This is a genomic window from Caulobacter sp. BE264 (genome assembly GCF_031457805.1).
Lineage (GTDB): Bacteria > Pseudomonadota > Alphaproteobacteria > Caulobacterales > Caulobacteraceae > Caulobacter.
Map to the genome: position 1 here is coordinate 809,686 of NZ_JAVDXI010000001.1, position 24,115 is coordinate 833,800.

Annotated in this window: 21 protein-coding genes; 11 read left to right on the forward strand and 10 right to left on the reverse strand. The window is 66.5% G+C overall.

Annotated elements, in window-relative coordinates; genetic code table 11:
- The first annotated feature begins 9 nt into the window (after positions 1–9).
- The 3 genes from J2X45_RS03920 to J2X45_RS03930 are packed head-to-tail and all read left to right on the forward strand — an operon-like array spanning position 10 to position 1,881.
- Positions 10–918 carry a class I SAM-dependent methyltransferase gene (locus tag J2X45_RS03920; protein ID WP_310211510.1) on the forward strand — a complete coding sequence of 303 codons (909 nt, stop codon included), beginning with the start codon at positions 10–12 and terminating at the stop codon, positions 916–918.
- On the forward strand, positions 915–1,655 hold the full coding sequence (locus J2X45_RS03925; RefSeq protein WP_310211512.1) for a pseudouridine synthase: 741 nt from the start codon (positions 915–917) through the stop codon (positions 1,653–1,655). The genes J2X45_RS03920 and J2X45_RS03925 overlap by 4 nt, the downstream gene beginning before the upstream one ends.
- Complete coding sequence (locus J2X45_RS03930) at positions 1,648–1,881, forward strand: sulfurtransferase TusA family protein (protein WP_310211514.1); 234 nt, start codon at positions 1,648–1,650, stop codon at positions 1,879–1,881. The genes J2X45_RS03925 and J2X45_RS03930 overlap by 8 nt, the downstream gene beginning before the upstream one ends.
- On the opposite strand, the gene J2X45_RS03935 is transcribed toward J2X45_RS03930, so the two are convergent.
- On the reverse strand, positions 1,853–2,839 hold the full coding sequence (locus J2X45_RS03935) for a YihY/virulence factor BrkB family protein (protein ID WP_310211516.1): 987 nt from the start codon (positions 2,837–2,839) through the stop codon (positions 1,853–1,855). The two genes, J2X45_RS03930 and J2X45_RS03935, sit on opposite strands and share 29 nt — an antisense overlap.
- A gap of 140 nt (positions 2,840–2,979) precedes the next feature.
- Entirely contained in the window at positions 2,980–4,107 is a 1,128-nt protein-coding gene (locus J2X45_RS03940) for a CaiB/BaiF CoA-transferase family protein (RefSeq protein WP_310211517.1), read from the reverse strand.
- A 228-nt stretch (positions 4,108–4,335) separates the two neighbouring features.
- Between J2X45_RS03940 and J2X45_RS03945 the strand changes: the two genes are divergently transcribed.
- The 4 genes from J2X45_RS03945 to J2X45_RS03960 all read left to right on the forward strand — a co-directional run bounded on the left by J2X45_RS03945 (position 4,336) and on the right by J2X45_RS03960 (position 9,392).
- Positions 4,336–5,661: a PleD family two-component system response regulator gene (locus J2X45_RS03945; protein WP_310211518.1), complete on the forward strand. Its 1,326-nt coding sequence runs from the start codon at positions 4,336–4,338 to the stop codon at positions 5,659–5,661.
- An 81-nt stretch (positions 5,662–5,742) separates the two neighbouring features.
- Positions 5,743–6,387, forward strand: coding sequence for a DsbA family protein (locus tag J2X45_RS03950; RefSeq protein ID WP_310211519.1), 645 nt, complete (start codon positions 5,743–5,745; stop codon positions 6,385–6,387).
- A 121-nt stretch (positions 6,388–6,508) separates the two neighbouring features.
- On the forward strand, positions 6,509–6,961 hold the full coding sequence (locus J2X45_RS03955; protein WP_310211521.1) for a hypothetical protein: 453 nt from the start codon (positions 6,509–6,511) through the stop codon (positions 6,959–6,961).
- 235 nt (positions 6,962–7,196) lie between these two features.
- Positions 7,197–9,392, forward strand: coding sequence for a DEAD/DEAH box helicase (locus tag J2X45_RS03960; RefSeq protein ID WP_310211523.1), 2,196 nt, complete (start codon positions 7,197–7,199; stop codon positions 9,390–9,392).
- Positions 9,393–9,524: 132 nt separating this feature from the next.
- Here the strand turns inward: J2X45_RS03960 and J2X45_RS03965 are convergent, their stop codons facing one another.
- Complete coding sequence (locus tag J2X45_RS03965) at positions 9,525–10,706, reverse strand: NAD(P)/FAD-dependent oxidoreductase (protein ID WP_310211525.1); 1,182 nt, start codon at positions 10,704–10,706, stop codon at positions 9,525–9,527.
- A 151-nt stretch (positions 10,707–10,857) separates the two neighbouring features.
- Between J2X45_RS03965 and J2X45_RS03970 the strand changes: the two genes are divergently transcribed.
- Both J2X45_RS03970 and J2X45_RS03975 read left to right on the forward strand, forming a co-directional pair.
- Positions 10,858–12,198 (forward strand): Hsp70 family protein, encoded by a 1,341-nt coding sequence (locus tag J2X45_RS03970; RefSeq protein WP_310211527.1) that lies wholly within the window; start codon positions 10,858–10,860, stop codon positions 12,196–12,198.
- A gap of 89 nt (positions 12,199–12,287) precedes the next feature.
- On the forward strand, positions 12,288–14,726 hold the full coding sequence (locus J2X45_RS03975; protein ID WP_310211529.1) for a hypothetical protein: 2,439 nt from the start codon (positions 12,288–12,290) through the stop codon (positions 14,724–14,726).
- A 6-nt stretch (positions 14,727–14,732) separates the two neighbouring features.
- On the opposite strand, the gene J2X45_RS03980 is transcribed toward J2X45_RS03975, so the two are convergent.
- Positions 14,733–15,629, reverse strand: a complete 897-nt coding sequence (locus J2X45_RS03980) for a LysR family transcriptional regulator (RefSeq protein ID WP_310211531.1) — start codon at positions 15,627–15,629, stop codon at positions 14,733–14,735.
- Positions 15,630–15,755: 126 nt separating this feature from the next.
- Here J2X45_RS03980 and J2X45_RS03985 point away from each other — a divergent pair, with 126 nt between their 5' ends.
- Entirely contained in the window at positions 15,756–16,454 is a 699-nt protein-coding gene (locus J2X45_RS03985; RefSeq protein WP_310211533.1) for a pirin family protein, read from the forward strand.
- Between the two features lie 97 nt (positions 16,455–16,551).
- On the opposite strand, the gene J2X45_RS03990 is transcribed toward J2X45_RS03985, so the two are convergent.
- Positions 16,552–17,472, reverse strand: coding sequence for a DUF4861 family protein (locus J2X45_RS03990; protein ID WP_310211535.1), 921 nt, complete (start codon positions 17,470–17,472; stop codon positions 16,552–16,554).
- Positions 17,473–17,681: 209 nt separating this feature from the next.
- Positions 17,682–20,372 carry a pyruvate, phosphate dikinase gene (gene ppdK / locus J2X45_RS03995; protein WP_310211536.1) on the reverse strand — a complete coding sequence of 897 codons (2,691 nt, stop codon included), beginning with the start codon at positions 20,370–20,372 and terminating at the stop codon, positions 17,682–17,684.
- A 321-nt stretch (positions 20,373–20,693) separates the two neighbouring features.
- Between ppdK and J2X45_RS04000 the strand changes: the two genes are divergently transcribed.
- Complete coding sequence (locus J2X45_RS04000) at positions 20,694–21,230, forward strand: GNAT family N-acetyltransferase (RefSeq protein ID WP_310212093.1); 537 nt, start codon at positions 20,694–20,696, stop codon at positions 21,228–21,230.
- Positions 21,231–21,467: 237 nt separating this feature from the next.
- Here J2X45_RS04000 and J2X45_RS04005 read toward each other — a convergent pair whose 3' ends face one another.
- The 4 genes from J2X45_RS04005 to J2X45_RS04020 all read right to left on the reverse strand — a co-directional run bounded on the left by J2X45_RS04005 (position 21,468) and on the right by J2X45_RS04020 (position 24,072).
- Complete coding sequence (locus J2X45_RS04005) at positions 21,468–22,148, reverse strand: hypothetical protein (protein WP_310211538.1); 681 nt, start codon at positions 22,146–22,148, stop codon at positions 21,468–21,470.
- Positions 22,149–22,304: 156 nt separating this feature from the next.
- Positions 22,305–22,811, reverse strand: coding sequence for a single-stranded DNA-binding protein (gene ssb, locus J2X45_RS04010; RefSeq protein ID WP_310211540.1), 507 nt, complete (start codon positions 22,809–22,811; stop codon positions 22,305–22,307).
- 155 nt (positions 22,812–22,966) lie between these two features.
- On the reverse strand, positions 22,967–23,365 hold the full coding sequence (locus J2X45_RS04015) for a hypothetical protein (protein WP_310211542.1): 399 nt from the start codon (positions 23,363–23,365) through the stop codon (positions 22,967–22,969).
- A gap of 17 nt (positions 23,366–23,382) precedes the next feature.
- Complete coding sequence (locus tag J2X45_RS04020; RefSeq protein WP_310211544.1) at positions 23,383–24,072, reverse strand: hypothetical protein; 690 nt, start codon at positions 24,070–24,072, stop codon at positions 23,383–23,385.
- Between the last annotated feature and the right edge of the window lie 43 nt (positions 24,073–24,115).

Below are 24,115 nucleotides of genomic sequence, written 5' to 3' on the forward strand. Positions count from 1 at the left end.
AGGACAAGCATGTCGGCGAACCGCACCGCGCTCTATGGCCAGCCCGATCATGATCTGGCGCCCTCTGCTTCCGACGCCGTGCAACTTTCGCCCCTGATCGTCGGATCCACGAATCTCACCGACGTCGCCGACGAGTCCTTCGACGCCGTGACGGTGCGCGCGCCGGCGGGCGCGATCGAGCGGCGGTATGTGCTGGCGCACGCCCTGCGCGTCCTGGCCCCTGGCGGCCGCCTGACGGCGTTCGCGCCCAAGGATCGCGGCGGTCTGCGCTTGAAGAAGGAACTCCAGGCGCTGGGCTGTGAGGTGGGCGAGAGCGCGCGTCGCCACAACCGGATCTGCGTGTCGCTGCGCCCCGTATCCAGCGCCGCTCTTGAAGACGCCATAGCGGCGGGAGCCCCGCGCCAGATCGCCGAAAACGGGCTCTGGACGCAGCCTGGCGTTTTCAGCTGGGATCGTCTGGACGCAGGCACCAACGCGCTGTTGCAGGTCCTGCCGCCCTTCTCCGGCGTCGGCGCGGACCTTGGCAGTGGCATCGGATTGCTGGCCCTGAATGTGCTGGCTTCGCCGAAGGTCACGAAGCTGACGCTGGTCGAACTGGACCATCGGGCGGTCAAGGTCTCTCGGCGCAATGTCACCGATCCTCGGGCGGAGATCGTCTGGGCCGACGCGCGTCAGGCCGGCTTGAAGGATCTCGACTTCATCGTCAGCAATCCGCCGTTTCATGACGGCGGTGGCGAAGACAAGGCTCTGGGGCAGGCTTTCATCCGAGCGGCCGCCGACGCCCTGCGCAAGGGCGGCGCGCTGTGGATCGTGGCCAACCGCCACCTGCCGTACGAGGCGATCCTGGCCGAGAGTTTCGCCAAGGTCCGTCTCGTCGCCGAAGGCGGCGGCTACAAGGTGTTCGAGGCCAAGAAATGAGCAAGGCGCTGATGGCGCGCCTGGACCGGCTGCTGGCCAACCTCGGCTATGGCAGCCGCAAGGACGTCCAGGCCCTGGTCGCCAGCGGCAAGGTTACGCTGGACGGCGCCGTGCTGAAGGACGCCGGGGCCCGTATCGCGGTTGACGCAACCTTGCCCGAGCGCATGACCATCCGCGGCGCGCCCGTGGATCCGCCTGCGCCCCTGGTGCTGATGATGCACAAGCCTCTCGGCGTCGTGTGCTCGCACAAGGAGGACGGCGATAAGATCTACGACCTTCTGCCCCGCCGCTGGCGCTTGCGTGACCCGGGACTCTCGACGGTGGGGCGCCTCGACAAGGACACGAGCGGCCTGATCCTGATCACCGACGACGGCGATTTCCTGCATCGGGTCATCTCGCCCAAGCGCCATGTGCCCAAGACCTATCTGGCGACCCTGGACCGCCCGCTGACCGGCTCTGAAGGTGAGATTTTTGCCGCTGGGACGCTGATGCTGGACAGCGAGGAAAAGCCCCTGCTCCCGGCCAAGCTCGATGTCGTGGACGCCCTAACGGCGCGCCTGACGATCACCGAAGGGCGCTATCACCAGGTACGGCGCATGTTCGCGGCGGTCGGCAACCACGTCGTAACCCTGCACCGCGAGCGGATCGGTGGCATCGTGCTGCCCGACGACCTCGCGCCTGGCCAGCATCGTATTCTGCCGGCGGCGCAAGCCGAACAGGTGTTCGCCGATGGCTGAGCCGATCCTCGTCGACGCGCGGGGGCATCATTGTCCGGTGCCGACCTTGAAGCTGCGCAAGGCGCATGAGGCCGCAGCGGCGGGCGCGGAGCTGGTGCTTCTGGCGACCGATCCCATGGCCCGCATCGACGCGCCGCATTTCGCGGGTCAGGTCGGCGCCACCGTGCTCGACGTGACGGACCTGGATGGCGGCGTGATCAGGATTCGGGTTCGGAAGGCGCCTTGAGCGCGATCCGGCGCGGACCTTCCAGCAGCGCCCGCGGCCGCTCGTCCAGCGCGATCTCGACCTCGGTCGCCAGAGCGCCGCCGAAGAAGATGGCGTTCACGCTCCACGAGAGCCAGATCAGGAAGATGATCACGGCCGAAATCGAGCCGTACGTCGCGCCCAGATGGACGATCTTCTCGACGTAGAAGGCGCTGGCCCACGACATGAAGACGCACAGCGCCGCAGCAGTGACCCCGCCCGCGATCGAGGCGCGCCAGCCGACCACCTCGCGAGACATCGCATAGCGGTAGACAAGGCTCATCCCGACCACGATGCCGAAACTGGCCCAGGTCCATTCGGATTGGATCCACGAGACCCCCGCCAGCGGCCGCAACTCCAGGGCCGAGCCGAGCAGGCGCAGCGTCAGGAATATGCCCGACATGATGAAGAGCAGGCCGAAGGCCGCCATCAGCACGAGCAAGGCCATCAGGTTGAAGCCCAGAAAGCCGCGCTGGTTCTCCTCGTCGTGGATGAACGAGAGGCCAGCGAGCAGGGCCTTGAAGCCCCGATGCGCGGCGTAGGCGCCGACGATCAGGACGACGCCGCTCTGTAGGGAGATGGTCTGGCCGGGCGCGTGGGCGAGCCGGGTGAGCTCGTCCTGAACGATTGATCGCGCGCCGGCTGGAATCAGTTCGGCCAGTTTCACCGCCTGCCAAGCGGCGGTCTCGGGCGTGAGAAAGAAGCTGTAGAGACCGATCAGAATCGCCAGGCCCGGGAAGACGGCCAAGAGCGCGAAAAACGAGACACCGCCGACGTAAAGCATCACGTCGCGGCCCCAGAGACGGGACAGCGCGAGCCCCAGGACGCGAAGGATTTCGCGGGCCCAGTGGGTCGGGTCAAGGTCGAGATCGCGCCAGCGGATGCGTTGCAGCGGGTCGTGCATCCGCCGGACCATGGCCGCGCAGCCCCTCGAAGTCAAAGACGCGCCACCTGGGGGAGGTGGCGCGTCTCCGCAGGACTTGCCTGAGAACCGATCGCCGCTTCGAGGGACGGATGGGCGCGACGACCGATCGACGCTGGCACCCTAGAAAGTCCCGCCTGAACGGCGCCTGAACGAAATCAGAGCGCGCCGGACGCCTTCAGCGCCTCGATCGCCGCAGGGCTGAAGCCCCAATCGGCGAGGGCTTCGTCGTTATTCCCGCCGATCTTCGGCGGCGGTCCCTGGATCGCGCCCGGCGTCGCCGAGAAGCGCGGCGCAGGCGCGGGCTGGGTGACGCCGGCGACCTCGACAAAGGTCTGGCGGGCGGCGTTGTGCGCGTGGTTCGGCGCCTCGTCCATGGTGAGGACCGGGGCGAAGCAGACGTCCGTGGCGTCCATGATCGCGCACCACTCGGCCTGGGTCTTGGTCTTGATGACGGCGGCCAGTTTGTCGTGCAGTTCCGGCCACTCTTCGCGGCTCATCTGGTGCTGGAACTGCGGATCGGTGATCCCGGTCTTTTCCAGCAGGAGCAGGTAGAACTGTGGCTCGATCGAACCGATCGAAACCCATTTGCCGTCCGAGCATTCGTAGGTGTCGTAGAAGTGGGCGCCGCCGTCGAGCATGTTCGACCGCCGTCCCTCGCCCCACATCCCGGCCGCCTTGAAACCATAGAACATGGCCATCAGCGAGGCCGCGCCGTCGCTCATGGCGCAGTCGATCACCTGGCCCTGCCCGGTCGACCGCGCATGGATCACCCCCGCCAGCAAACCGAACGCCAGGTACAGCGCCCCGCCCCCGAAATCGCCGACCAGATTCAGCGGCGGCACCGGTTTGTCCGTCGTGCCGATGGCGTGCAGGGCGCCGGTGATGGCGATGTAGTTCATGTCATGGCCGGCGGCCTTGGCGTAGGGGCCGGTCTGACCCCAGCCCGTCATGCGGCCGTAGACCAGCTTCGGATTGCGGGCGAGGACGACGTCGGGACCAAGCCCCAGCCGCTCCATGACGCCGGGGCGGAAGCCCTCGATCAGGCCGTCGGCCTGTTCCAGCAACTTCAGGCACGTCTCGATCGATTCGGGGTTCTTCAGATCCAGCGCCACGGAACGGCGGCCGCGCGCCGTGACATCGGCGGGTGAACCTCGACCCTGTCCCTTGCGGTCGATGCGCACGACATCCGCGCCGAGGTCCGACAGCAGCATGCCGCAGAAGGGGCCCGGTCCAATGCCGGCGAACTCAACGATCTTCAGTCCCGAAAGCGGCCCCTGGCCCATGACGCAATCTCCCTGTCAGCCCTATGAACCTGGCTGATTGGAGCCAGTAGAGCGATACTGACGTTCGGTCAGGCAAGCCGGGATCAGCGAGACGCGGCGGTTCTTCGATTCACCCCCAGCCTGCGGCGTTGCGCGGCTTTGACGACGCGAACCCTCTGCTATGGTGCGCCGTCGAATCCTGCGGGCCCCGACGGGGTCTGCGTCGTATGAGTTCGGGCGGAGGTTGGTTTGGCGGTTGACGCCCGGATCCTGATCGTGGCGCGCGATGATGTTCGCGCCGGACCGCTGGCCGAGGGGCTGGACCGGTTGGGCTGGCGCACGATCACCGCGCGAGGCCCCTACGCCGCGCTCGCCGCCTTGGGCGACCTGCCCATTGAGGCGGTGATCGTCGATCTCGCCAGCGCCGGTCCCGAAACACAGACCCTGGCGCGCCGCCTGAAGGCGGCGGTCGCTCCACGCCGCCTGCCGGTCATCGCGATCAGCGAACCCGACACCGATTTCCGCAGTCAGTCGTTCGATCTGACGCTCTCCCCGCCCCTGCACCCCTCTCAAGCCGCCTTGCGGCTGGAGTCGCTGGTGCGTACGGCGATCGCCGAGGAGGAGTTCGAGCTCCGTCTTGAAACCTTCGGCGAACGCGGCCGACGGCTCGATCTGCCGGAACCTTCGGATGCGCCCTATCGCATCCTGGCCGTCGGCGAACCCGCGCCGCAATTCCTGGCCCTGTCCAACGCCCTGCAGGCCAGTGGCGCAGAGGTTGTCGGCGCGTTCACCGCCTATACGGCCTTTGACTATCTGCACGAGCGGCCGTTCGACTCGGTGGTGCTGTGGGCTGGCGACAGCCAGCAGGAGGCGCTGTCGATCGCTGCGGGCATGCGGCGCAACACGCGCCTATTCCACATCCCGGCCCTGCTTTACCTGAAGGCCGAAAGCTATGTGACGATGTCGGAGGCCTTCCATCGGGGCGTGTCCGACGTCGCCTCGCCCGAGACGCCGGAGAGCGAGACGGCGATGCGGGTCATGGAGCTGGCCCGCAGCTTCCGCCGAGGCGAAGCCATCCGCGGCGCGCTCGAAAAGGCGCGCAGTTCGGGCCTGATGGACGCCGCCACGGGCCTCTTCACGCGCGACCTGTTCGCTGCGCACCTCGCGCGGCTGGCCAGCGCCGCGCGAGAACGGGCGCGGCCGCTTTCGATTTGCGTTCTGCGCGTCGCCGACAAGCCCGAGACCGTCTGGGCGCGCCAGAACGGCTGGCTGGATCGCGCCATTCCGCAGATCGGTTCGATGGTCGGACGCCTGGTGCGGGTCGAGGATACGCCCGCGCGTCTGGCGACAGAGGTCTTCGCCTTGGCCCTGCCCGCCACTAACCAGAACGCCGCCCGCGCCGCGGCCGAACGGATCGCCGCCGTGATCGGCTGCACCGCCTTCGACGCGGGCGAGGACCGCGCGCCGTTCGTCTGCGAATTCGATATCGGCGTGGCCGAGGTCCAGCCGGGCGAAGGCGCGGTAAAGGCCCTGGAACGGGCGGCGGCCGCCGCGCTCAAGCGCGAGGCTGGCTGAAGCTTGGCGCTTGGGGCGCAAGGCCGCGCGTCCTATATGGAACACGTCCTGTAGCGGACGTTTTTTCCTTGGGAGTTCGCCATGAGCCAGCCGCAAGCCATGATCATCGACGTCGTGGCCGATGTCGTCTGCCCATGGTGCTATCTCGGCTGGCGTCGCCTGAAGTCGGCGGTCGCCCTGCGCCCGGACCTAACGGCGCAACTGATATGGCGCCCCTATCAGTTGGATCCGACGCTCCCCGAGGAGGGCGTCGATCGCAAGACCTACATGGCGCAGAAGTTCAAGGATCCTGACAAGCTGAAGGCCGTCCACACCGCGCTGGTCGAAGGGGGCGTCGAGGAAGGGATCGTCTTTAACTTCGACGCCATCGCCCTGTCGCCGAACACCAATGCCGCCCATCGCCTGATCCGTTGGGCCCTGACGGCCGGGGTGCAGGACCAAGTCGTCGAAGCGCTGTTCAAAGCCTATTTCGAGCAAGGCCTCGACATCGGTGACCCTATCGTCCTGGGCGACATCGCCGAGGCGGCGGGCATGGAGCGTCTTGTGGTGCTGCAGCTGCTCTCCGAGGGGGCCGACAAGGAGGCCGTAGCCCGCGAGCACGCCATGGCTGTCCAGGGCGGCGTGACCGGCGTGCCGTTCGCGATCTTCGCCGGCAAGGTTGCGGTCGTCGGGGCCGAGGCTCCGGAGCGTATCGCCCAAGCGATCGATCAGGCGCTGGCAGGTTAGCCTCCCCTGACACCCGGCGTTCCGGTCAGGATGACGGCAGAGAAGGCGACGGCTTGACACGTAGAATTACACTCGTAATTATCCATTGAGTATTACGGCTGTAATCAAGCAGGAGCTTTCGATGCGCCTACGCCCCCTATTCCCCGTCGCGGTCGCCGCCGCGATGTTGGCAACCCCCGCCCTGGCCTCGACGGTCCTGACACCGTCGGGCGACAACCCCTTGACCCTCATGGCGATCTTCGCGAACGCCGCCGCGCCCGTGCAGCTGATCGCCTTGCTGCTGGTCGCCGGACTGTTCGTCAGCCCAATCGTAGCCGCCCTACGTCCGCACGCCCGTTTGCTGCGGGCGATCAACAAGAGCGCCCTGCCCCTGGGCTTTGCAGCGGCCGCCTACACCTTGCTGGCCGGCGCCGTCGGCATCGCTAATCTCGGCGCCACGCCCAGCCTTGCTGTTGTGGCTCCAGGTCTGGCTGAAGCTTTGATGATGGCCATGCTAGGCCTGCTGACCGCCGGCGTGGCGCGCCTGGCGAGTGAACTGACGTCGCGGCGCAAGGCCGAAACCGGCGTCGTCTAGCCGCGACAAAAACGCCGCTCGCACAACCCCGCTTGCTTTTTGCACCGCAACAAGCGCATAAGGCCGCTCATCGAGCCCCCTTTGTGTCGCTTCGGCGGCGGAAGGGGGCTATTTTTGTTGGAATTCGACCAAGAAGCGGTCCGAGGGAAGCGTTCAAGGCTTCAAAGGGGCCCGATTTGGTCATGGCGCGAGCCGCGCGTGTTTGTGTGCGGCCGCAGACGTGAATTGGACCCATATGCCCTTCCCCGCCTCCCACCCCGCTCTTGAGCGGGCTCTCGCCGCTCAAGGTTACGCCGAGCCCACCCCCGTCCAGGCCGCCGTGCTGGCCGCCGACGCCGCTGACCGCGACCTGCTGGTCAGCGCCCAGACAGGCTCGGGCAAGACCGTCGCCTTCGGCCTCGCGGCCGCCCCCACCCTACTGGGCGACGCCGAGACCTTCGGCCAGGCCGCCGAGCCGCTGGCCCTGGTCATCGCCCCCACCCGCGAACTGGCCATGCAGGTCAATCGCGAGCTGGGCTGGCTGTACGCCGAAGCCAAAGCCGCGGTGATCAACTGCGTCGGCGGCATGGACGCCCGCCGCGAGCAGCGCGCGCTGAACTACGGCGCGCACATCGTCGTCGGCACGCCGGGCCGCCTGCGCGACCACATCGAGCGCGGTCACCTGGATCTCTCCAAGCTGAAGGTCGCCGTCCTCGACGAGGCCGACGAGATGCTGGACATGGGCTTCCGCGAGGACCTCGAGTTCATCCTCGACGCCGCGCCGCCCGAGCGCCGCACCCTGCTGTTCTCGGCCACCCTGGCGCGCGACATCGTCGAGCTGGCCAAGCGCTATCAGAACGACGCCGTCCGCATCGACACGATCGGCCGCAACGAACCGCACCGCGACATCGAGTATCGCGCCGTGCGCGTGGCCCCCAACGAGGTCGAGCACGCGGTCGTCAACCTGCTGCGTTTCTTCGAGGCCCCCGGCGCCCTGGTGTTCGCCAACACCCGCGAGAGCGTCCGCAGCCTGCACGCCAAGCTGCGCGAGCGCGGCTTCGCCGTCGTCGGCCTGTCGGGCGAGCTGTCCCAGCGTGAACGCGCCGACGCCCTGCAGGCCCTGCGCGACGGTCACGCCCGCGTCTGCGTCGCCACTGACGTCGCCGCGCGCGGCCTTGATTTGCCTGACCTGGGCCTCGTCATCCATGCCGAGCTGCCGATCAACAAGGCTACGCTCCTGCACCGTTCGGGCCGCACCGGACGCGCCGGCAAGAAAGGCGTCAGCGCTCTGGTTGTGCCCTACACCCGTCGCCGCAAGGCCGAGCAGCTGCTGTACGCCGCCGGCGTCGAGGCCGACTGGGGCGGCGCCCCCAGCGCCGACTCGATCCGCGAGAAGGACCAGGAGCGGCTGCTCGAGGACCCGATCTTCAGCGAGGCCTCGACCGACGAGGACATCGCCCTGGCCGAGGCCATGCTGGCCAAGCGAACCCCGGTCGAGATCGCCGCAGCGCTTATCCGCACCCGCCGCGCCAAGCTACCCTCGCCGGAAGACATCTATGACGACCCGCGCCACGGGGCCGATCCGGGTCCGCGCTCGCGTGAACCCCGTGAGCCTCGCGAACTCGGGGAACGCCCCGAGCGCGAGCCGCGCGTCAGCATGGAAGGCTCGGAGTGGTTCCGGATCAGCGTCGGCCGTCGCGGCAATGCGGACCCCAAGTGGCTGATCCCGATGATCTGTCGCCTGGGCCACATCACCAAGAAGGACATCGGCGCGATCCGGATTTTCGACTATGACACCAAGTTCGAGATCTCGGCCGAGGCGGCGGTGAAGTTCGGCGCGGCGGTCCAGACGACGGTGCGCGAGGACGTCTCGATCACCCCGACCACGGCGCCAGCGGCGCGCGAAGCCGGCCCGCGCCGTGAGTTCACGCCGCGTCCGCCGCGCGGCGACAACGACGGTCCGCGCGAGTACAAGCCGCGCCCGCCGCGCGCCAACGCCCCTGGTTCGCGCGATCACACCCCGCGGCCGTCCAGCTTCGGCGACGACGGCTTCAGCAACGCCAAACCCTATAACCGTGGCGAAGAGCCCAAGGGCGACTACAAGCCCCGCCGCGCCCCGCGCGACAACGACGCGCCGCGCCCGTACTCGCCGCAGGACTCCGACGGCGCTCCCAAGCGCGCCTTCAAGCCGCGCCACGAGGCCGGCGCCGACGCGCCGCGCGAATACAAGCCCCGCGCTCCCCGCGCTGACGGCGATGCGCCCAAGAAGCCCTTCAAAAAGGCTTTCAGCGACAACGCCGCCGGTCCCAAGCCGTACGCTAAACCTTACGCCGGCAAGCGCGACGGCGATGGTCCCGCCAAGCCGTTCCGGGGCCCCAAGCCGTTCAAGGCCAAGAACTTTGACGCCAAGCCCGGCGGCAAGCCAGCTGGAAAGCCGTTCAAGAAGAAGTAGTTAGCGATCTAAATCCTCCCCCCCAGTGGGGGAGGTGTCGGCTCGAAGAGACGAACGGGGGGGAAGCGGCAGGCTCTGCAGCACTTCCCTCTCCGGCCTTCGGCCACCTCCGCCTCTAGGGGGAGGATTTTGCTAGACGCTCTGCCCCGCGCTCCAGCCTGAACTCCAGGCCCACTGGAAGTTATAGCCGCCCAGCCAGCCGGTGACGTCCACCACCTCGCCGATGAAGTAGAGCCCGGGCACGGCCTTGGCCTCAAGGGTGCGGGAGTCCAGCGCTTCGGTGTCGACCCCGCCCAGCGTTACTTCAGCGGTGCGATAGCCTTCCGAACCGACGGGCTTGAAGGTCCAGGCGTTGACCGCAGCGGCCAGCCGCCCCAGCTTCTTGTCCGAACAGTCAGCGATATTGCCCTTATCGGCGGCTTCTTCCTCGGCGATCACTTGCGCGACGCGCTTGGGCAGCAAGCTCGAGAGCACCGTCGCCACCGCCTGACGCGGCGTGGCCGTACGCGCGGTCTTCAGCGCCGCCAGGGCGTCGACGCCGGGCGCCATATCGACCCGGATCTCGTCGCCTTCCCGCCAGTAGGACGATATCTGCAGGATCGAGGGACCCGAAAGCCCTCGGTGCGTGAACAGCATGCCTTCCTGGAACTTGGTCTTGCCGTGGGCGACCACGGCGTCCAGCGCCACGCCCGAGAGTGGGGTCAACCGCGCCAGCATGCCCGCCTCGAAGGTCAGTGGCACAAGCGCGGGGCGGGTCTCGATGATATTGAGGCCAAACTGCCTAGCGATATCGTAACCCAAGCCCGTAGCGCCCATCTTCGGGATCGACTTGCCGCCGCTGGCCACCACGAGCGAGGCGCAGCCGACCTTGCCTGAAGAGAGGAAGACCTCGAATCCGGACGCAGCCTTGGCCACGCTCTCCACGCTGGTCTCCAGCCGCAGCGTCACGCCGGCGGCCTTCATCTCCGTCAGCAGCATGGTGATGATCTGCTTGGCCGAGCCGTCGCAGAAGAGCTGTCCCAGGGTCTTCTCGTGGTAGGCGATGCCATACCGCTCGACGAGCGCGATGAAGTCGCGCGGGCGATAACGCCGCAGCGCCGACAGGGCGAACTTCGGATTGGCCGACAGGAAATTATGGATCGACGCGCCAGTGTTGGTGAAGTTGCAGCGCCCGCCGCCGCTGATGCGGATCTTTTCGCCGGGCGCCTTGGCATGGTCGATAATCAGGACCGAGCGTCCGCGCTTGCCGGCCTCGATGGCGCACATCATGCCGGCCGCACCCGCGCCGATCACCACAACGTCGAAAGTTTCCAAGGTTTTTCCGTTCTTTGCTGGCCCTCCTTCGAGCGGAGGCGGCCGCGCAAGTCAACTGATCCAAGGGCGGCGAACCGCCACATCGGCTTGACCTTCCAGCGGAAGGCGTTACGACGCTCGCCCCCTCCCGCACCGCACGATCGAGCCCCCCATGACGGCCGCTTCCTCCGCTTCGGCCCCAGGCGCGCCGACCATCGGCGTCGACTTTGGCACCACCAACACCGTGGTCTCCCTGACCCTGGGCGATGATCAGGCGCGGCTGGTCCGCTATTCGATCAACAACCGCGACCTCTTCGCCTTCCGCTCCGCGCTCAGCTTCCACAGCGTCCAGGGCGTGGGCGAGGCGGCGAACGAGCGGGTGGTCGAGGCCGGTCCCTGGGCGATCGAGTCCTATCTGGAGGATCCGCTGGAGACGCGGTTCATCCAGTCGTTTAAGACCTTCGCCGCCTCGGCCGCCTTCACCGAGACCCGCATTCTCAACAAGCGCTACCAATTCGAAGATCTGCTGGCCGCCTTCCTGCTGCGCCTGCGCGACCATGCGGGCGCGCAGCTGTCTGACCTGCCGCCGCGGATCATCGTCGGCCGCCCGGTGACGTTCGCGGGCTCCTCGCCCGACGAGGCGCTGGCGTTGACGCGCTATGAGGCCGCCTTCCAGCGCCTGGGCTTCACCGACATACGCTACGCCTATGAGCCCGTCGGCGCGGCCTTCTTCTTCGCCCGGCAACTGCAGCAGGACGCCACCGTGCTGGTGGCCGACTTCGGCGGCGGCACCAGCGACTTTTCGCTGGTCCGGTTCGAGCGCGCCGCGGACGGGACGCTACGCTCCACGCCGCTGTCGCGTTCGGGGGTCGGCGTCGCTGGCGACGCCTTCGACTACCGCATCATCGACCAACTCGTGTCGCCGGAACTCGGCAAGGGCTCGGACTACCGCTCGTTCTCCAACAGCCTGCCGATCCCGCAGCGCTACTACGCCGCCTTCGCCCGCTGGGACCAACTGGCCCTGCTGCGCGCCTCTAAGGACATGCGGGACATTCGCGCTCTGGAGCGCACCGCGCTGGAGCCCGACAAGATCGCCGCGCTCATCGAGGTGCTGGACGGCAATCACGGCTACGCCCTCTACCGTTCTGTCTCGGCGCTGAAGGAGGCGCTGTCGAGCCAGGACCAGGCGACCTTCCGGTTCGAAGCCGGCTCGGTGCGGATCGAGAAACCCGTGACGCGGCCCGAGTTCGAAGCCTGGATCGCTCCCGAGCTGGCGGCCATCGAAACCGCCGTCGGCCAGGCCCTCGATGAGGCCAACCTCACCGAGGCCGGCGTTGATCGGGTGTTCCTGACCGGCGGCAGCTCTTTCGTACCCGCCGTACGCGAGATCTTCCTGCGTCGTTTCGGCGCCGACAAGATCGAGACTGGCGGCGAGTTTGAGTCTATCGCCTCGGGCCTGGCGCTGATCGGGCGCGAGGCGGACCTTGATCTCTGGACCATGCGCGCAAGCTAGGCCCTCTTCGCCGCATGGTGGCGCCCCGCGCTTTGGCTTAGGGTTAACGCGAACGATTCGCGTCGCGACCTTGTGGGGCAACGAATCCAGTGCCGATTTCGTATCTGTCCGCCGCCCAGATCGCCGCGCTGGCGACGACGACGATACAGACCCTGTCGACCACCAAGCTGGAGGGCCTGACCAAGACGCAGGTCGGCGCGCTCTCGGACGCGGCGATCGGCACGCTGGACGCCAGTCAGGTCTCGGCGCTCTCGGCGACCCAGGTCAAGGGTCTGACAGCCACCCAGATCCCGGCATTCGCCCAGAACCTCTTGTTCGATGTCGACCAGCTTCAGGCGTTCAGCGGCGCGCAACTGAACGCCCTGACCTCAACCCAGCTAGCCAAGCTCGACGCCGACCGACTGCAAGCGCTGAGCGCCGTCCAGATCGGCGCGCTGGACGCCACCCACTTCACGGCGTTGGACGCAACCCAGATCGCGGCGCTGAGCACGACCCAGCTGACACAGCTGACCACGACCCAGATCTCCGCTTTCAGCGCAACCGACCTTGAAGAGCTGTCTCCGGCAAAGCTCTCTGCGCTGACGGGAACCCAGCTCGGGGCCCTGCCCGCTGATCTTATCCCATCGCTGCAAGGCGCCAGGCTGTCAGCGCTGAGCACCACCCAGCTCCAGAGCATGACTGCGACGCAGGTCGCGGCCTTGTCGACGACCCAGCTGAGAAGCCTGGACGAAAACCTGAAGGTGCTAGGCGTCGCTCAGATCGGCGCTCTGTCGGCGGCCCAGGCTGCCGTTCTGTCGGACGCGGTCGTGGGCGGACTCACCGCGACGCAGCTTGGCGCGCTGAGCGCCGACGGCCTGTCCGGACTCTCGGCAACGCAGGTAGCGGGCCTTACCGGGACACAACTGGCTGGACTGAAACCGGCCCAACTGCGGGCGCTGAGCGAAAATGATCTAGCCGAGTTCACGCCGGCCCAGATGCGCCACTTCAGCGCTGCTCAGCTCTCGGCCCTGACCACGACGGGCCTGAACAGCCTGGCCGCTGATCGGGTCCAGGTGTTCGATGCGACGCAGTTGACCGCCTTGACGACCACTCAGATCGCTGGCCTGACCGGCGATGATCTGGCCGAATTCACGCCGGCCCAGGTGGAAGTGCTGGCCACGACGCAGTTGGCCGCTCTGTCCCCGACGGCGCTCAACAGCCTTGGCCGTGATCAGGTCCAGGCGCTGACCGGGACGCAGCTGAAGAGCCTCAGCCGAACCCAGATCGGCGGCCTGTCCGAGACGAGCCTCGCGGCCTTCACGCCCGATCAAGTGCAAGTCTTCAGCACGACGCAACTGAGCGGCTTGTCGCCGAGCGCGTTCAACAGCCTGAACGCCAGTCAGGTCCAAGCCCTGACCGCGACCCAGCTTGCCGGGCTGACCACGACACAGATTGCCGGACTGACCGAGACGGATTTCGCCGAGTTCACGCCGGATCAGGCGGCGGCCTTGAGCGGCGTCCAAATCGCGGCGCTGGCTACGACGACCTTGAACGCCATCGCTCAGAGCCAGATCCAGGGCCTAAGCGAAACGCAGCTCGCCGCGCTGACCTCGACCCAGATCACGGGGCTCTCCACAACCAGCCTCGACAAGTTCTCCACCACCCAGCTCAAGGCCTTTGCGCCATCGCAGCTGGCGGCCTTAACGACCACCAACTTCAACCGTTTGAGCGCCAGCACGATGCGGGCTCTATCCGCCACGCAATTGGCGGCGGTCAGCCTCCCCCAGATTAGCGCCTTGAATGAAACGGACTTTGCGCGCTTCACGGCCACCCAGGTGGCCAGCTTCAGCGGCGAACAGATCGGCGCGCTGTCGACGACCAACTTTAACGGTCTCAGCCAAACCCAAGTCGCGGCGCTATCGTCCGGCCAGTTGGCGGGCGTCAGTACGACCCAGATGGGCGGCCTCACGAACACCGACTTGGCCGAGCTCTCCGCAACTCAGTTCGCAGCCCTCAGCGGGACTCAGGTCGGCGGACTATCGACGAGCCATCTCACCGGCCTGGATCGGACGGCTTTCCAGACGTTGACGGAGAACCAGATCGCCGGCCTGAGCGCCAGCCAACTGAGCGCCCTCTCACAGACCGACATCGCCGACTTCACAACCACCCAGGTGGCGGCCCTGACCGCGAGCCAGCTGGTGGCGATCTCAGTAACCAACCTGATTGCGCTTTCGCCCGACCAGTATGCGGCCCTGACGCCCGGCGCGCTGAAGGGGCTCTCGTCCTTCCAGCTGCGCAATCTGTCGCCCACCGTTTTCAGTCAGCTCAGCGAGACCCAGGTTCAGGCGCTGAACGCCAGCCAACTGGGCTCGCTTTCGACCGCCGTCATCGCGAGCCTGACCACGACCCAGATCGGGTATCTGGCCCCAACGCAGATTCCGGGCCTGACCATCAATCAACTGGATTGGCTATCGACCACCAACATCGCCGCCATGACGCCGCTCCAGGTCGGCGCGTTCACGCCGGCGCAGGTCGAGAGCCTCGGCTAACCGGCTTCAGCGCGCCAGCGCCTTGGCCAAATAGCTCGCCAGGACCTCGACCCGCGCGGGACGCGGGCCTCCCGGCGGCATGACGAGATGCAACGCGATCGGCGCGGAGCACCACTCGCCGAGCACCGCTTCCAGGCGCCCTTCGGCCAAAGCCGGCCCCACGATGAAGTCCGGCAGCATCGCCACGCCGGTTCCCGCCAGCAGTGCCGGCAAGAGCGCATCGCCGTTGTTGGCGCGCACCACGGCGCGGGGGCGGACGGCCGCCTCCTCGCCACCCGCTCTCTGGAAACGCCAAGTCTCCGGCGTCGTCTGGTGGCCATAGGTCAGGCCGCGATGCTCGGCGAGGTCCGCTGGGCGCCCTGGACGGCCGTGACGATCCCAGTACGCTGGTGCAGCGACGACGTAGCGCTGCACCGGCCGCAGTCGCCGCGCGACCAAGGAGCTGTCTGGCAAATCCGCGACACGCAGGGCGATATCGAATCCCATGCCGATCAGGTCGACGGTCGCATCCGAAAGATGCAGGTCGATGGAAACGTCCGGATAGGCTTCCAGAAAGGCGGGCAGCACCGGCGCGAGACTGGCCAGACCCAGCGACATCGGCGCAGCCATGCGGACAAGGCCTCTCGGCGCGGCGGACTGGCTGGAAGCCTCCTCCTCGGCGGCCTCAGCCTCGGCCAACACACGGCTGGCGCGGTCCACGAGCGCCTGACCGGCGTCCGTCAGCGCCAGACGACGGGACGTGCGGTTGAAGAGCCTGGCGCCCAGGCGAAGCTCCAGCCGCGTCACGGCCTTGGACACTGTGGCCTTCGACATGGCCAGGGCTTCGGACGCGGCGGCGAACGAGCGCAACTCCGCAACCTTGGCGAAGACGGCTAGACCCTCGAGATCAGGAAGCTTGGACATGAATATATGCTATTTTTAGAAACGATGAATTTCAATAGTTTCCATTTATAATCCCGACGCCAACCCTATCTTCTCCTCAACAGGACGCGCCGACGCGGCGCGCCAGAGAGACTGAAAGGTAGAGCCATGATCGACCGCAAACCGTTCGACAAGCTTGGCGGCGCCGACCACGGTTGGCTGAAAGCCAAACACCACTTCTCGTTCGCCAGCTACTATGACCCCAACAACATGAACTGGGGCGCGCTGCGGGTTTGGAACGACGACGAGATCGCTCCGAACACCGGCTTTCCGCCGCATCCGCACAGCGACATGGAAATCATCACCTATGTCCGCGACGGCGCGATCACCCACCAGGACAACCTGGGCAACAAGGGCCGCACGGTCGCTGGCGACGTCCAGGTAATGAGCGCGGGCTCGGGCATCCGTCACGCCGAGTACAATCTCGAGCCGGAAACGACCCGGATCTTCCAGATCTGGATCGAGCCCAAGTCGTTCGGCGGCGCCCCCTCCTGGGGCTCCAAGCCGTTCCCCAGGGGCGACCGCTCGGGAAAGTTCGTGACGCTGGCCAGCGGCTTCTCGGATGACGCCGACGCCCTGCCGATCCGCACCGACGCCCGCGTTCTGGGCGCGACGCTGAAGGCTGGCGAGACCACGACCTACGCCTTGGGCAAGACCCGCAACGGCTATCTGGTGCCGGCGGTCGGTTCGGTCGAGGTCAATGGCGTCAAGCTGAACGCCCGGGACGGCGCCGGCATCAAAGATGAGGACGTGATCACCGTCACCGCCCTGGAAGACGCCGAACTGGTGCTGGTCGACGCGGCCTAACGACGGATCGAACTGGCTGTCCGCCCCCTCCCCCATGGCGGACAGCCATGCGCCGCCCCGAGGATACCCCGCCTCGGGGCGGCTTTTCGTTAGGCTGTCAGTTCGCGGGGTCGAAGTCGGGCGTCTGGGCCGCGACATAGGCGTCCCATTCAGCGGCGCTATGGAAATCCAGACCTTTGTCCCAAGCCGCGCCCATATAGTAGACGAACGGCTTGCCGGGCTCGACCTTGATCAGCACGAGGTAGTTGTCGAAGTCCTGCCGCACCTCAACAACGGCTTTCGGGTCGACCATGAGAGCGATCGCCATTGAGCCCTTTTGGGGATCCGCAGGCTCGAAGAATGTGACGCGGCCGGGCGCCAGGTCCTTGCGTAAGACCCCTGCGCCGCTGGGCCGCTTGCGTTTGGAAATGCCGATCCCGACCACGATGGGTCCTGGCTTGTCTGAGCGGATCGTCGACACCATGCGGGTGAAGTTGGTTCCCATCGGCAGCGAGAACGTCCGCGTCTCCCAGACCTTGCGGTCCACATCGACTGGCCAGGGCGCATAGTCCACGCTGAAGGCGGCTACATCCGGCCCGTTTATATGGACCTTCACGTCGCTCCAGTTACGCGACGTCCAGAGCTTGTTGTCGTGCCAGACACCGAGGCCGCCCGCGCCGCGGGCCGTGCCGACATCGTAGAAGTCCAGGCCTTCGCCATGGTCGGTGTGCTGGTCGCCAGTGCGCAACTGGCGGTCCATGTAGGGCCAGCGGACGCTCTTGCCCCAAGCGTCGATGCCCGAAGTCGACGGCGGCTCGGTCTTTTCCAAGTCACGGCTATAGATGCGGTGCGCTGTGCGGTCGTTCTCCCAGAGGATGTCGTTGAAGCGATACGGCGCCAGGGTGACCGCTGCGCGCGGTACCTGACCTGCAGCGTCGGGCTTCTCCAGGGTCTTGCCCGGGAGATGCGCCTGGGCCAAGGCGAAACTGGGGACGGCTGACAGGGACACGGCCAGGACGGCGACGAGGGTCTTCCACATCACAAGCGCTCCTCGAAGGCGGCGCGTCGTTGGCGCGCCATAAAGGCTCAGGCGGTTGGGATATCGCGGCCCCCAGAAATGGTCTAGCCAAATTGCAGAACTGGACAGACCAAAGCGCAGTAGCCCAGGCCTGAAAGGCAAGGCCCAACGAAAGGAGCCCCGGACCTTTCAGCCCGGGGCTCTTCCCGAAAGAATTAGATAAAGCCGGCTCAGCCCTTGGCGTTCGCCAGGGCCGCCTGGGCCGCCGCCAGACGCGCGATCGGCACGCGGTAGGGCGAGCAAGACACGTAGTCCAGGCCGACCTTCTCGCAGAAGCCGATCGAGGCGGGATCGCCGCCATGTTCGCCGCAAATGCCCAGCTTGACGTCCGGACGCACCGCGCGGCCGCGTTCGGCGGCCAGACGGATCAGGTCGCCGACGCCGTCCTGGTCGAGGCTGACGAAGGGGTCCTTCTCGAAGATGCCCTTCTCGATATAGGCGTTCAGGAACTTGCCCGCGTCGTCACGGCTGATGCCGAACGTCGTCTGGGTCAGGTCATTGGTGCCAAAGCTGAAGAACTCGGCGTTGTCGGCCAGGTCGCCGGCGCGCAGGGCCGCGCGGGGCAGCTCGATCATGGTGCCGACCGTGTACTTCAGGTCCACGCCCTGCTCTTCCAGCACCGCCTTGGCGACGCGGTCGGTCAGGTCGCGCAGGTACTTCATCTCCTCGCCCTTGGCGACCAGCGGGTGCATGATTTCCGGCACCGGCGCGGCCTTGCCCGACTTGGCGATCTCGCACGCCGCCTCGAGTATGGCGCGGACCTGCATCTCGTAGATCTCGGGATACGAGACACCCAGACGGCAGCCGCGGTGGCCCAGCATCGGGTTGGTTTCGTGCAGCTCCTTGGCGCGGCGCATGAGCTTGGCCGCGTCCAGCCCCGTGGCGTCCGCCACGGCCTGAACGTCTTCCTCGGTGTGCGGCAGGAACTCGTGCAGCGGCGGATCCAAGAGGCGGATCGTGACCGGCAGGCCTTCCATGATCGTGAAGAGCTCGACGAAGTCGGCTTTCTGGAACGGCGCAATCTTCGCCAGGGCGGCGCGGCGGCCCTTTTCGTCATCCGCCAGGATCATCTCACGCACGGCGGCGATCCGGGTGTCGTCGAAGAACATGTGCTCGGTGCGGCACAGGCCAATGCCCTCGGCGCCGAACTGGCGGGCGGTCTTGGCGTCCAGAGGCGTCTCGGCGTTGGCCCGCACCTTCAGGCGACGGACCTGGTCGGCCCAGCCCATCAGGGTGGCGAAGTCACCGGTCAGCTCGGGCTCGATCATCTTCGGCGCGCCGACCAGGATGTCGCCGGTGGAGCCGTCGATGGTGATGATCTCGCCGGCCTTGAAGTCGCGGCCACGAACGCGGAACAGGCCTTCCTTCTCGAAGATGGCCACGTCGCCGGCGCCCGAGACGCAGGGTCGGCCCATGCCGCGCGCCACCACAGCGGCGTGGCTGGTCATGCCGCCGCGCGCCGTGATGATGCCGCGCGCGGCGTGCATGCCATGGATGTCCTCGGGGCTGGTTTCCTCGCGCACCAGGATCACCGACTCGCCGTTTGCGGCGGCCTTCTCGGCGGCGTCGCTGTCGAAGACGATCTTGCCGGTGGCCGCGCCAGGCGAGGCCGGCAGGCCCTTGGCGATCACGTCACGATGGGCCGACGGATCGATGGTCGGGTGCAGCAGCTGGTCCAGCGAGGCGGGCTCCACCCGACCGACGGCTTCCGAGGTCGAGATTACGCCTTCGGCCGCCATGTCGACAGCGATCTTCAGCGCGGCCTTGGCGGTGCGCTTCCCGTTGCGGGTCTGCAGCATGTAGAGCTTGCCCTGCTCCACGGTGAACTCGATGTCCTGCATGTCGCGGTAGTGGCGCTCCAGCGTCTCCACGACCGTCTTGAACTGACCGAACACCTCCGGCATCGCCTCTTCCATCGAGGGGGCGACGTCACCCATCTCCTCACGGGCGGCCTTGGTCAGGGACTGCGGCGTGCGGATGCCCGCCACCACGTCCTCGCCCTGGGCGTTGATCAGGAACTCGCCGTACAGGCGGTTGTCGCCGTTCGACGGATTGCGGGTGAAGGCCACGCCGGTCGCAGAGGTCTCGCCCATGTTGCCGAACACCATCGACTGGATGTTCACGGCCGTGCCCCAGCTTTCGGGGATGTCGTGCATGCGGCGATAGAACTTCGCGCGGTCGTTCATCCAGCTGGCGAACACGGCGCCCACGGCGCCCCACAGCTGCTCCTGGGCGTCCTGCGGGAACGGCTTGCCCAACTGCTCGCGGACGGCGGCCTTGTAGTCCTTGATCACGGCGGCCCAGTCGTCGGCGGTGAGGCCGGTGTCGACATGGACGTCCAGGCGATCCTTATGGTCGTCGAGGATCTCCTCGAACATATGATGCTCGAGGTTTAGCACGACGTTCGAGTACATCTGGATGAAGCGACGGTAGCTGTCGTAGGCGAAGCGGCGGTCGCCCGACAGCTTGGCCAGACCCTCGACGGTCTCGTCGTTGAGGCCCAGGTTCAGCACCGTGTCCATCATGCCCGGCATCGAGGCCCGAGCGCCCGAGCGCACCGACACCAGCAGCGGGTTGGTCACATCGCCGAACTGCTTGCCGGTGATCTCCTCGATCTTGACCAGCCCCGCCTGGACCTGAGCGGCGAGCTCGGCCGGGTACTGCTTGCCGTTCGCATAGTAGTGGACGCAAGCCTCGGTGGTGATCGTAAAGCCGGGCGGCACAGGCAGACCCAGGGACGACATCTCCGCGAGATTGGCCCCCTTGCCGCCAAGGAGGTTCTTCATCGAGGCGTCGCCGTCCGCGCCGCCTCCGCCGAATGCATAAACCCATTGGGCCTTGGTCAGCGTCTCAACCGGCATCTTTGAATTCACCCTGCGATAAGTGAAAAGGCCGCGCCCCTCTGATGGGGGTCGTCTCACCTTGGAACAGCGCTGCTTTGTTGCGATCCCGCAGTGCAATATCCGGGGGTCTCAGTAGCACTTCGGTCAAGAACGCGTCCACAGGCCGTTGGCGTTCCAAGCCACAACACGAGAATTCGGCAAATAATTCCAATGACAACGTTGTCCGCCATGGGTGGCTGGCGATGTTCTCGGCAAACTTGGCTCAATCGCTCGACTTGCACCTTGAACGAACGATTGTCGGACCTTGTCTTCGCGCCACAAAACGCCTTCGATCGCTCCATGACGGCGCGGATCATTCGACTCGGGACTTTATTGCGGGACGCTGACGCCATCGCCGACCTGCATACGCGCAGCCGTCAGCATGCTTATCGTGGACTCTATGGCGACCACTATCTGGACCATCAACTCCCCGCCATTTCACGCGCGGTCTGGCGCGAGCGCTTTCAGGACTATGCCCCCAGCACCGACCTGATCCTGGCCGCCATGGACGACGGACAAACCGTCGCCCTCGCCTACGCCTCTTTTAGGGTGAATCCCGATGTCGGTCTCCTTATCGACAACCTTCACGTCGCCCCTGAACGGAAGGGCCAGGGCCTTGGCTCGCGGCTGCTGACCAAGATCGCCCGGTGGCTGCGCGATGAGCACGCGGGCGCGGCCTTGCATCTGGAGGTCTATGCGCCGAACGTGGAGGCCTTGGGCTTTTACGCGCGCAAGGGCGGTGTGGAGGTGGCGCGCTACCGCGAAACGCCGCCTGGCGGACGCGAGGTTGAGGTCGCTCGCTTCCGGTGGTCGCGACCAGAGGATCTGTTGGCCTGACCGCCAGACGCACCGCGTGAAGAGAACGACGGAACCCTCACAGGCATCCGTCGCTCGCCCCCGATCGGTTCGCGTCTAAGGCTCTGACGGCCATTGCACGCGGAACCCATCGCCCCACCGGTCCAACTCCCACAAGAGCAGACACCCTGTCGTAGCCGCTGCGGAGTCGCCGCGATGTGACGTTTCGCACAAGGCGCGCGTCCAGTTCGTCTGCGCCAACAGCGAGAACGGCTCTCTCTAGCGGGCGCGGTAAACGCTGCGCAGATAGGCTTGATCCGCCTCCGTCAGCGCTTTGGGCGCGCCTGCGCTGGCGTCGAACAAGGTCATGATCGAGTCCGACGGCGCGGGGCGCACGCGCACATCCGCAAGCGAAACCATGGCGAGGTAGTCCGCCAAGGCTGACACCTTGACGTCCTGCGCCTTGGTCGCGTCGACAACAATCAAGGTGTTGTGCGGCCGCGCATCGCCGGCGGCCGAACCGCGCACATCACCACCGTGGACCCAGCGGACCGGGCGGGCCTCCGCTCTGAAGGCCTCAGCCGACTCGGCGGGCACGCCTCGGTAGTTGAAACGCTTGGCGCGCGAGGCCTCGCGGATCAGCGCGTCCGGCTCGGCCGAGAACAGCACAACGACGTTGGGTTCGCAGGCGCGTTTGGCGTAGGTCGCACCGGCTTGCCGGGCGACCTGGTGCATACGCGCGGCGACATAGGCGTTCACGTCCGCAGAGGCGCCGCGAACCAGGGGGCACACCCCTTCGCGGGCGCTGCCAGGCGATGTTTGCCGAAGCCGAGACATCTCCGCCTCGAGCCCATTCTGACGTCGAGCGTCGCCCATGAGGGTGTCGGCCTGTCGCGCCGAAACGCCAGACGCAGCCGCCAAGGCGGCTGTAACTGCGAGACCAAAAATCACGGCTTCCATGATTGCTCTCCGCTGATACGAAAAGCAAAACACAACCTAGAAACGATGTCGAGGCGACTTTCCCGCAAACGTGAAAACGGCGGATGCTCCCTCCGGACCATCCGCCACGCATTTTCAGACGGGCGAGAGATCGACCATCCCGCCGCTGCTCGCGCCCTAGAACGGGATCTCGTCGTCCAGGTCCGCCGAGAAGCTCTCGCGCGGGCCACTGGGCTGGCTGCGCTGGCCGCCGCCGAAGCTGGAACCGCCGCCGCCCGAATAGCCGCCGCCGTACTCGTCGCCGCCGCCCGACGACATGCCGGCGTCACCGCCGCGGCCGCCCAGCATCGTCAGTTCGCCACGGAACTTCTGCAGCACGATCTCGGTCGAATACTTTTCCTGGCCGGTATTGTCAGTCCATTTGCGGGTCTGCAGCGCGCCCTCGATGTAGACGGTCGAGCCCTTGCGCAGGTACTGCTCAGCGACCTTGACGAGGTTGTCGTTGAAGATCACGACGCGGTGCCATTCGGTCTTTTCCTTGCGTTCGCCGCTGGTGCGGTCGCGCCAAGTTTCCGACGTCGCGATCCGCAGGTTGGCGACGCGGTCGCCCGAACCCAGGCTACGGATCTCGGGATCCGCCCCGAGATTACCCACCAGAATGACCTTGTTGACGCTGCCCGCCATCGCTTGGACCTTGCTCTCGCCCGGCGACCCATGCGCCGGAATCTGAGGCGAGACGTTAACGGGCCACTAACACGGAAGCAAGTTTTGTTCTCGTAACGTTCTTGTGGGCAAGCCGGACGATTGTGGACAGACCGCGCCGCTGTCGACTGCGCGCCCTACTCGGCTGGAACGCGCTTGATGGCGCCCGGAACCGCCAGCCGGCCATCGCCCGTCCGCACGAGCGACATGAAGCGCGGCCCTTCGTAAGTCTGACCGACGTAGATCCCTTCCTTCTCAATGAAGATGAAGGAACCCTGGTACGATCCGACCATGCTGCGGCTGTTGGACTGGCCAAGGCGCACGAACCGCATCCGCATGCCTTCCAAGGTGGCCGCGCATTCTTCCAGTTGCGGCACATTCCGGCTAACCGGATTGAAGCGCAGCGTCTTGTCCTTGTTGGTCGCGACATGGAAGCAGACGCCCTTCTCGAACGGCGCCTTGGTCTGCTTCTGGCAACCAGCGAGCACGAGACCCGAAAGGGCGATGACGGCGGCGGCGAGGACGGTCTTCTTCATGGATTACACTTATAAGCCTATCCGGCGTTCGGGATAGAGCAGTTCGCGGCCTGCTCGAACGCGGTGTGGAAGCTGCGGTTATCCGACGAAATCTCGACGCGCCCAGGAACCAAGCGCAAGGTTTCCTCACCCCAACGCCCATAGGTCGCACCGCCTGTTTTCTCGCATCGCCCGCCGAACAGTTGCTGGGCGCAGGCGTTCAGCGTGATGTCTCCAGGCAGTCGCCGCCACTCGTTGCCAGCATAGCGCCAGCATGCCGCCAGCGGCGCAGTCGCGGAGGCGGACGCTGGCGTCGCCTGTGTCGCGGTCTGGGCCGGTGCAGTCGCCGGCGGCGTAGCGACAGTCGGGGTCGGAGGAAGCGGCGTCAACACCATCCCGGCCTGGTCAGCGGCGGCCAAAGCGCCCGTCTCGTCGACGCCCACATCCAAGGCGCCCGTGGCGACCCCGTTCTTTTTGGCGCACTCCGCCAAGGTGATCTCGCCCGCAAAGGCGCCGCCCACGAAACAGCGCAGCGGACGCGCGGGATCCAGCTTGGTGTCGTCGGCGCGGCCAGTCTCGACGATCAGGCCTGCACGCGCAGCCGGTGGCTCCTCCGCCGGCTTCTTGTCATGGCCTGACATCAGGGCCACAGCGATGCCGAGACCTGCGACAAGCGCCAGCGCCGCGCCGCCGCCCAGGATGATCCGTCGATCGTTCAGAAGGTCCATGTCTCTTGGCTACGACGCGACGATGACGCTTTCAAGCGCGGCG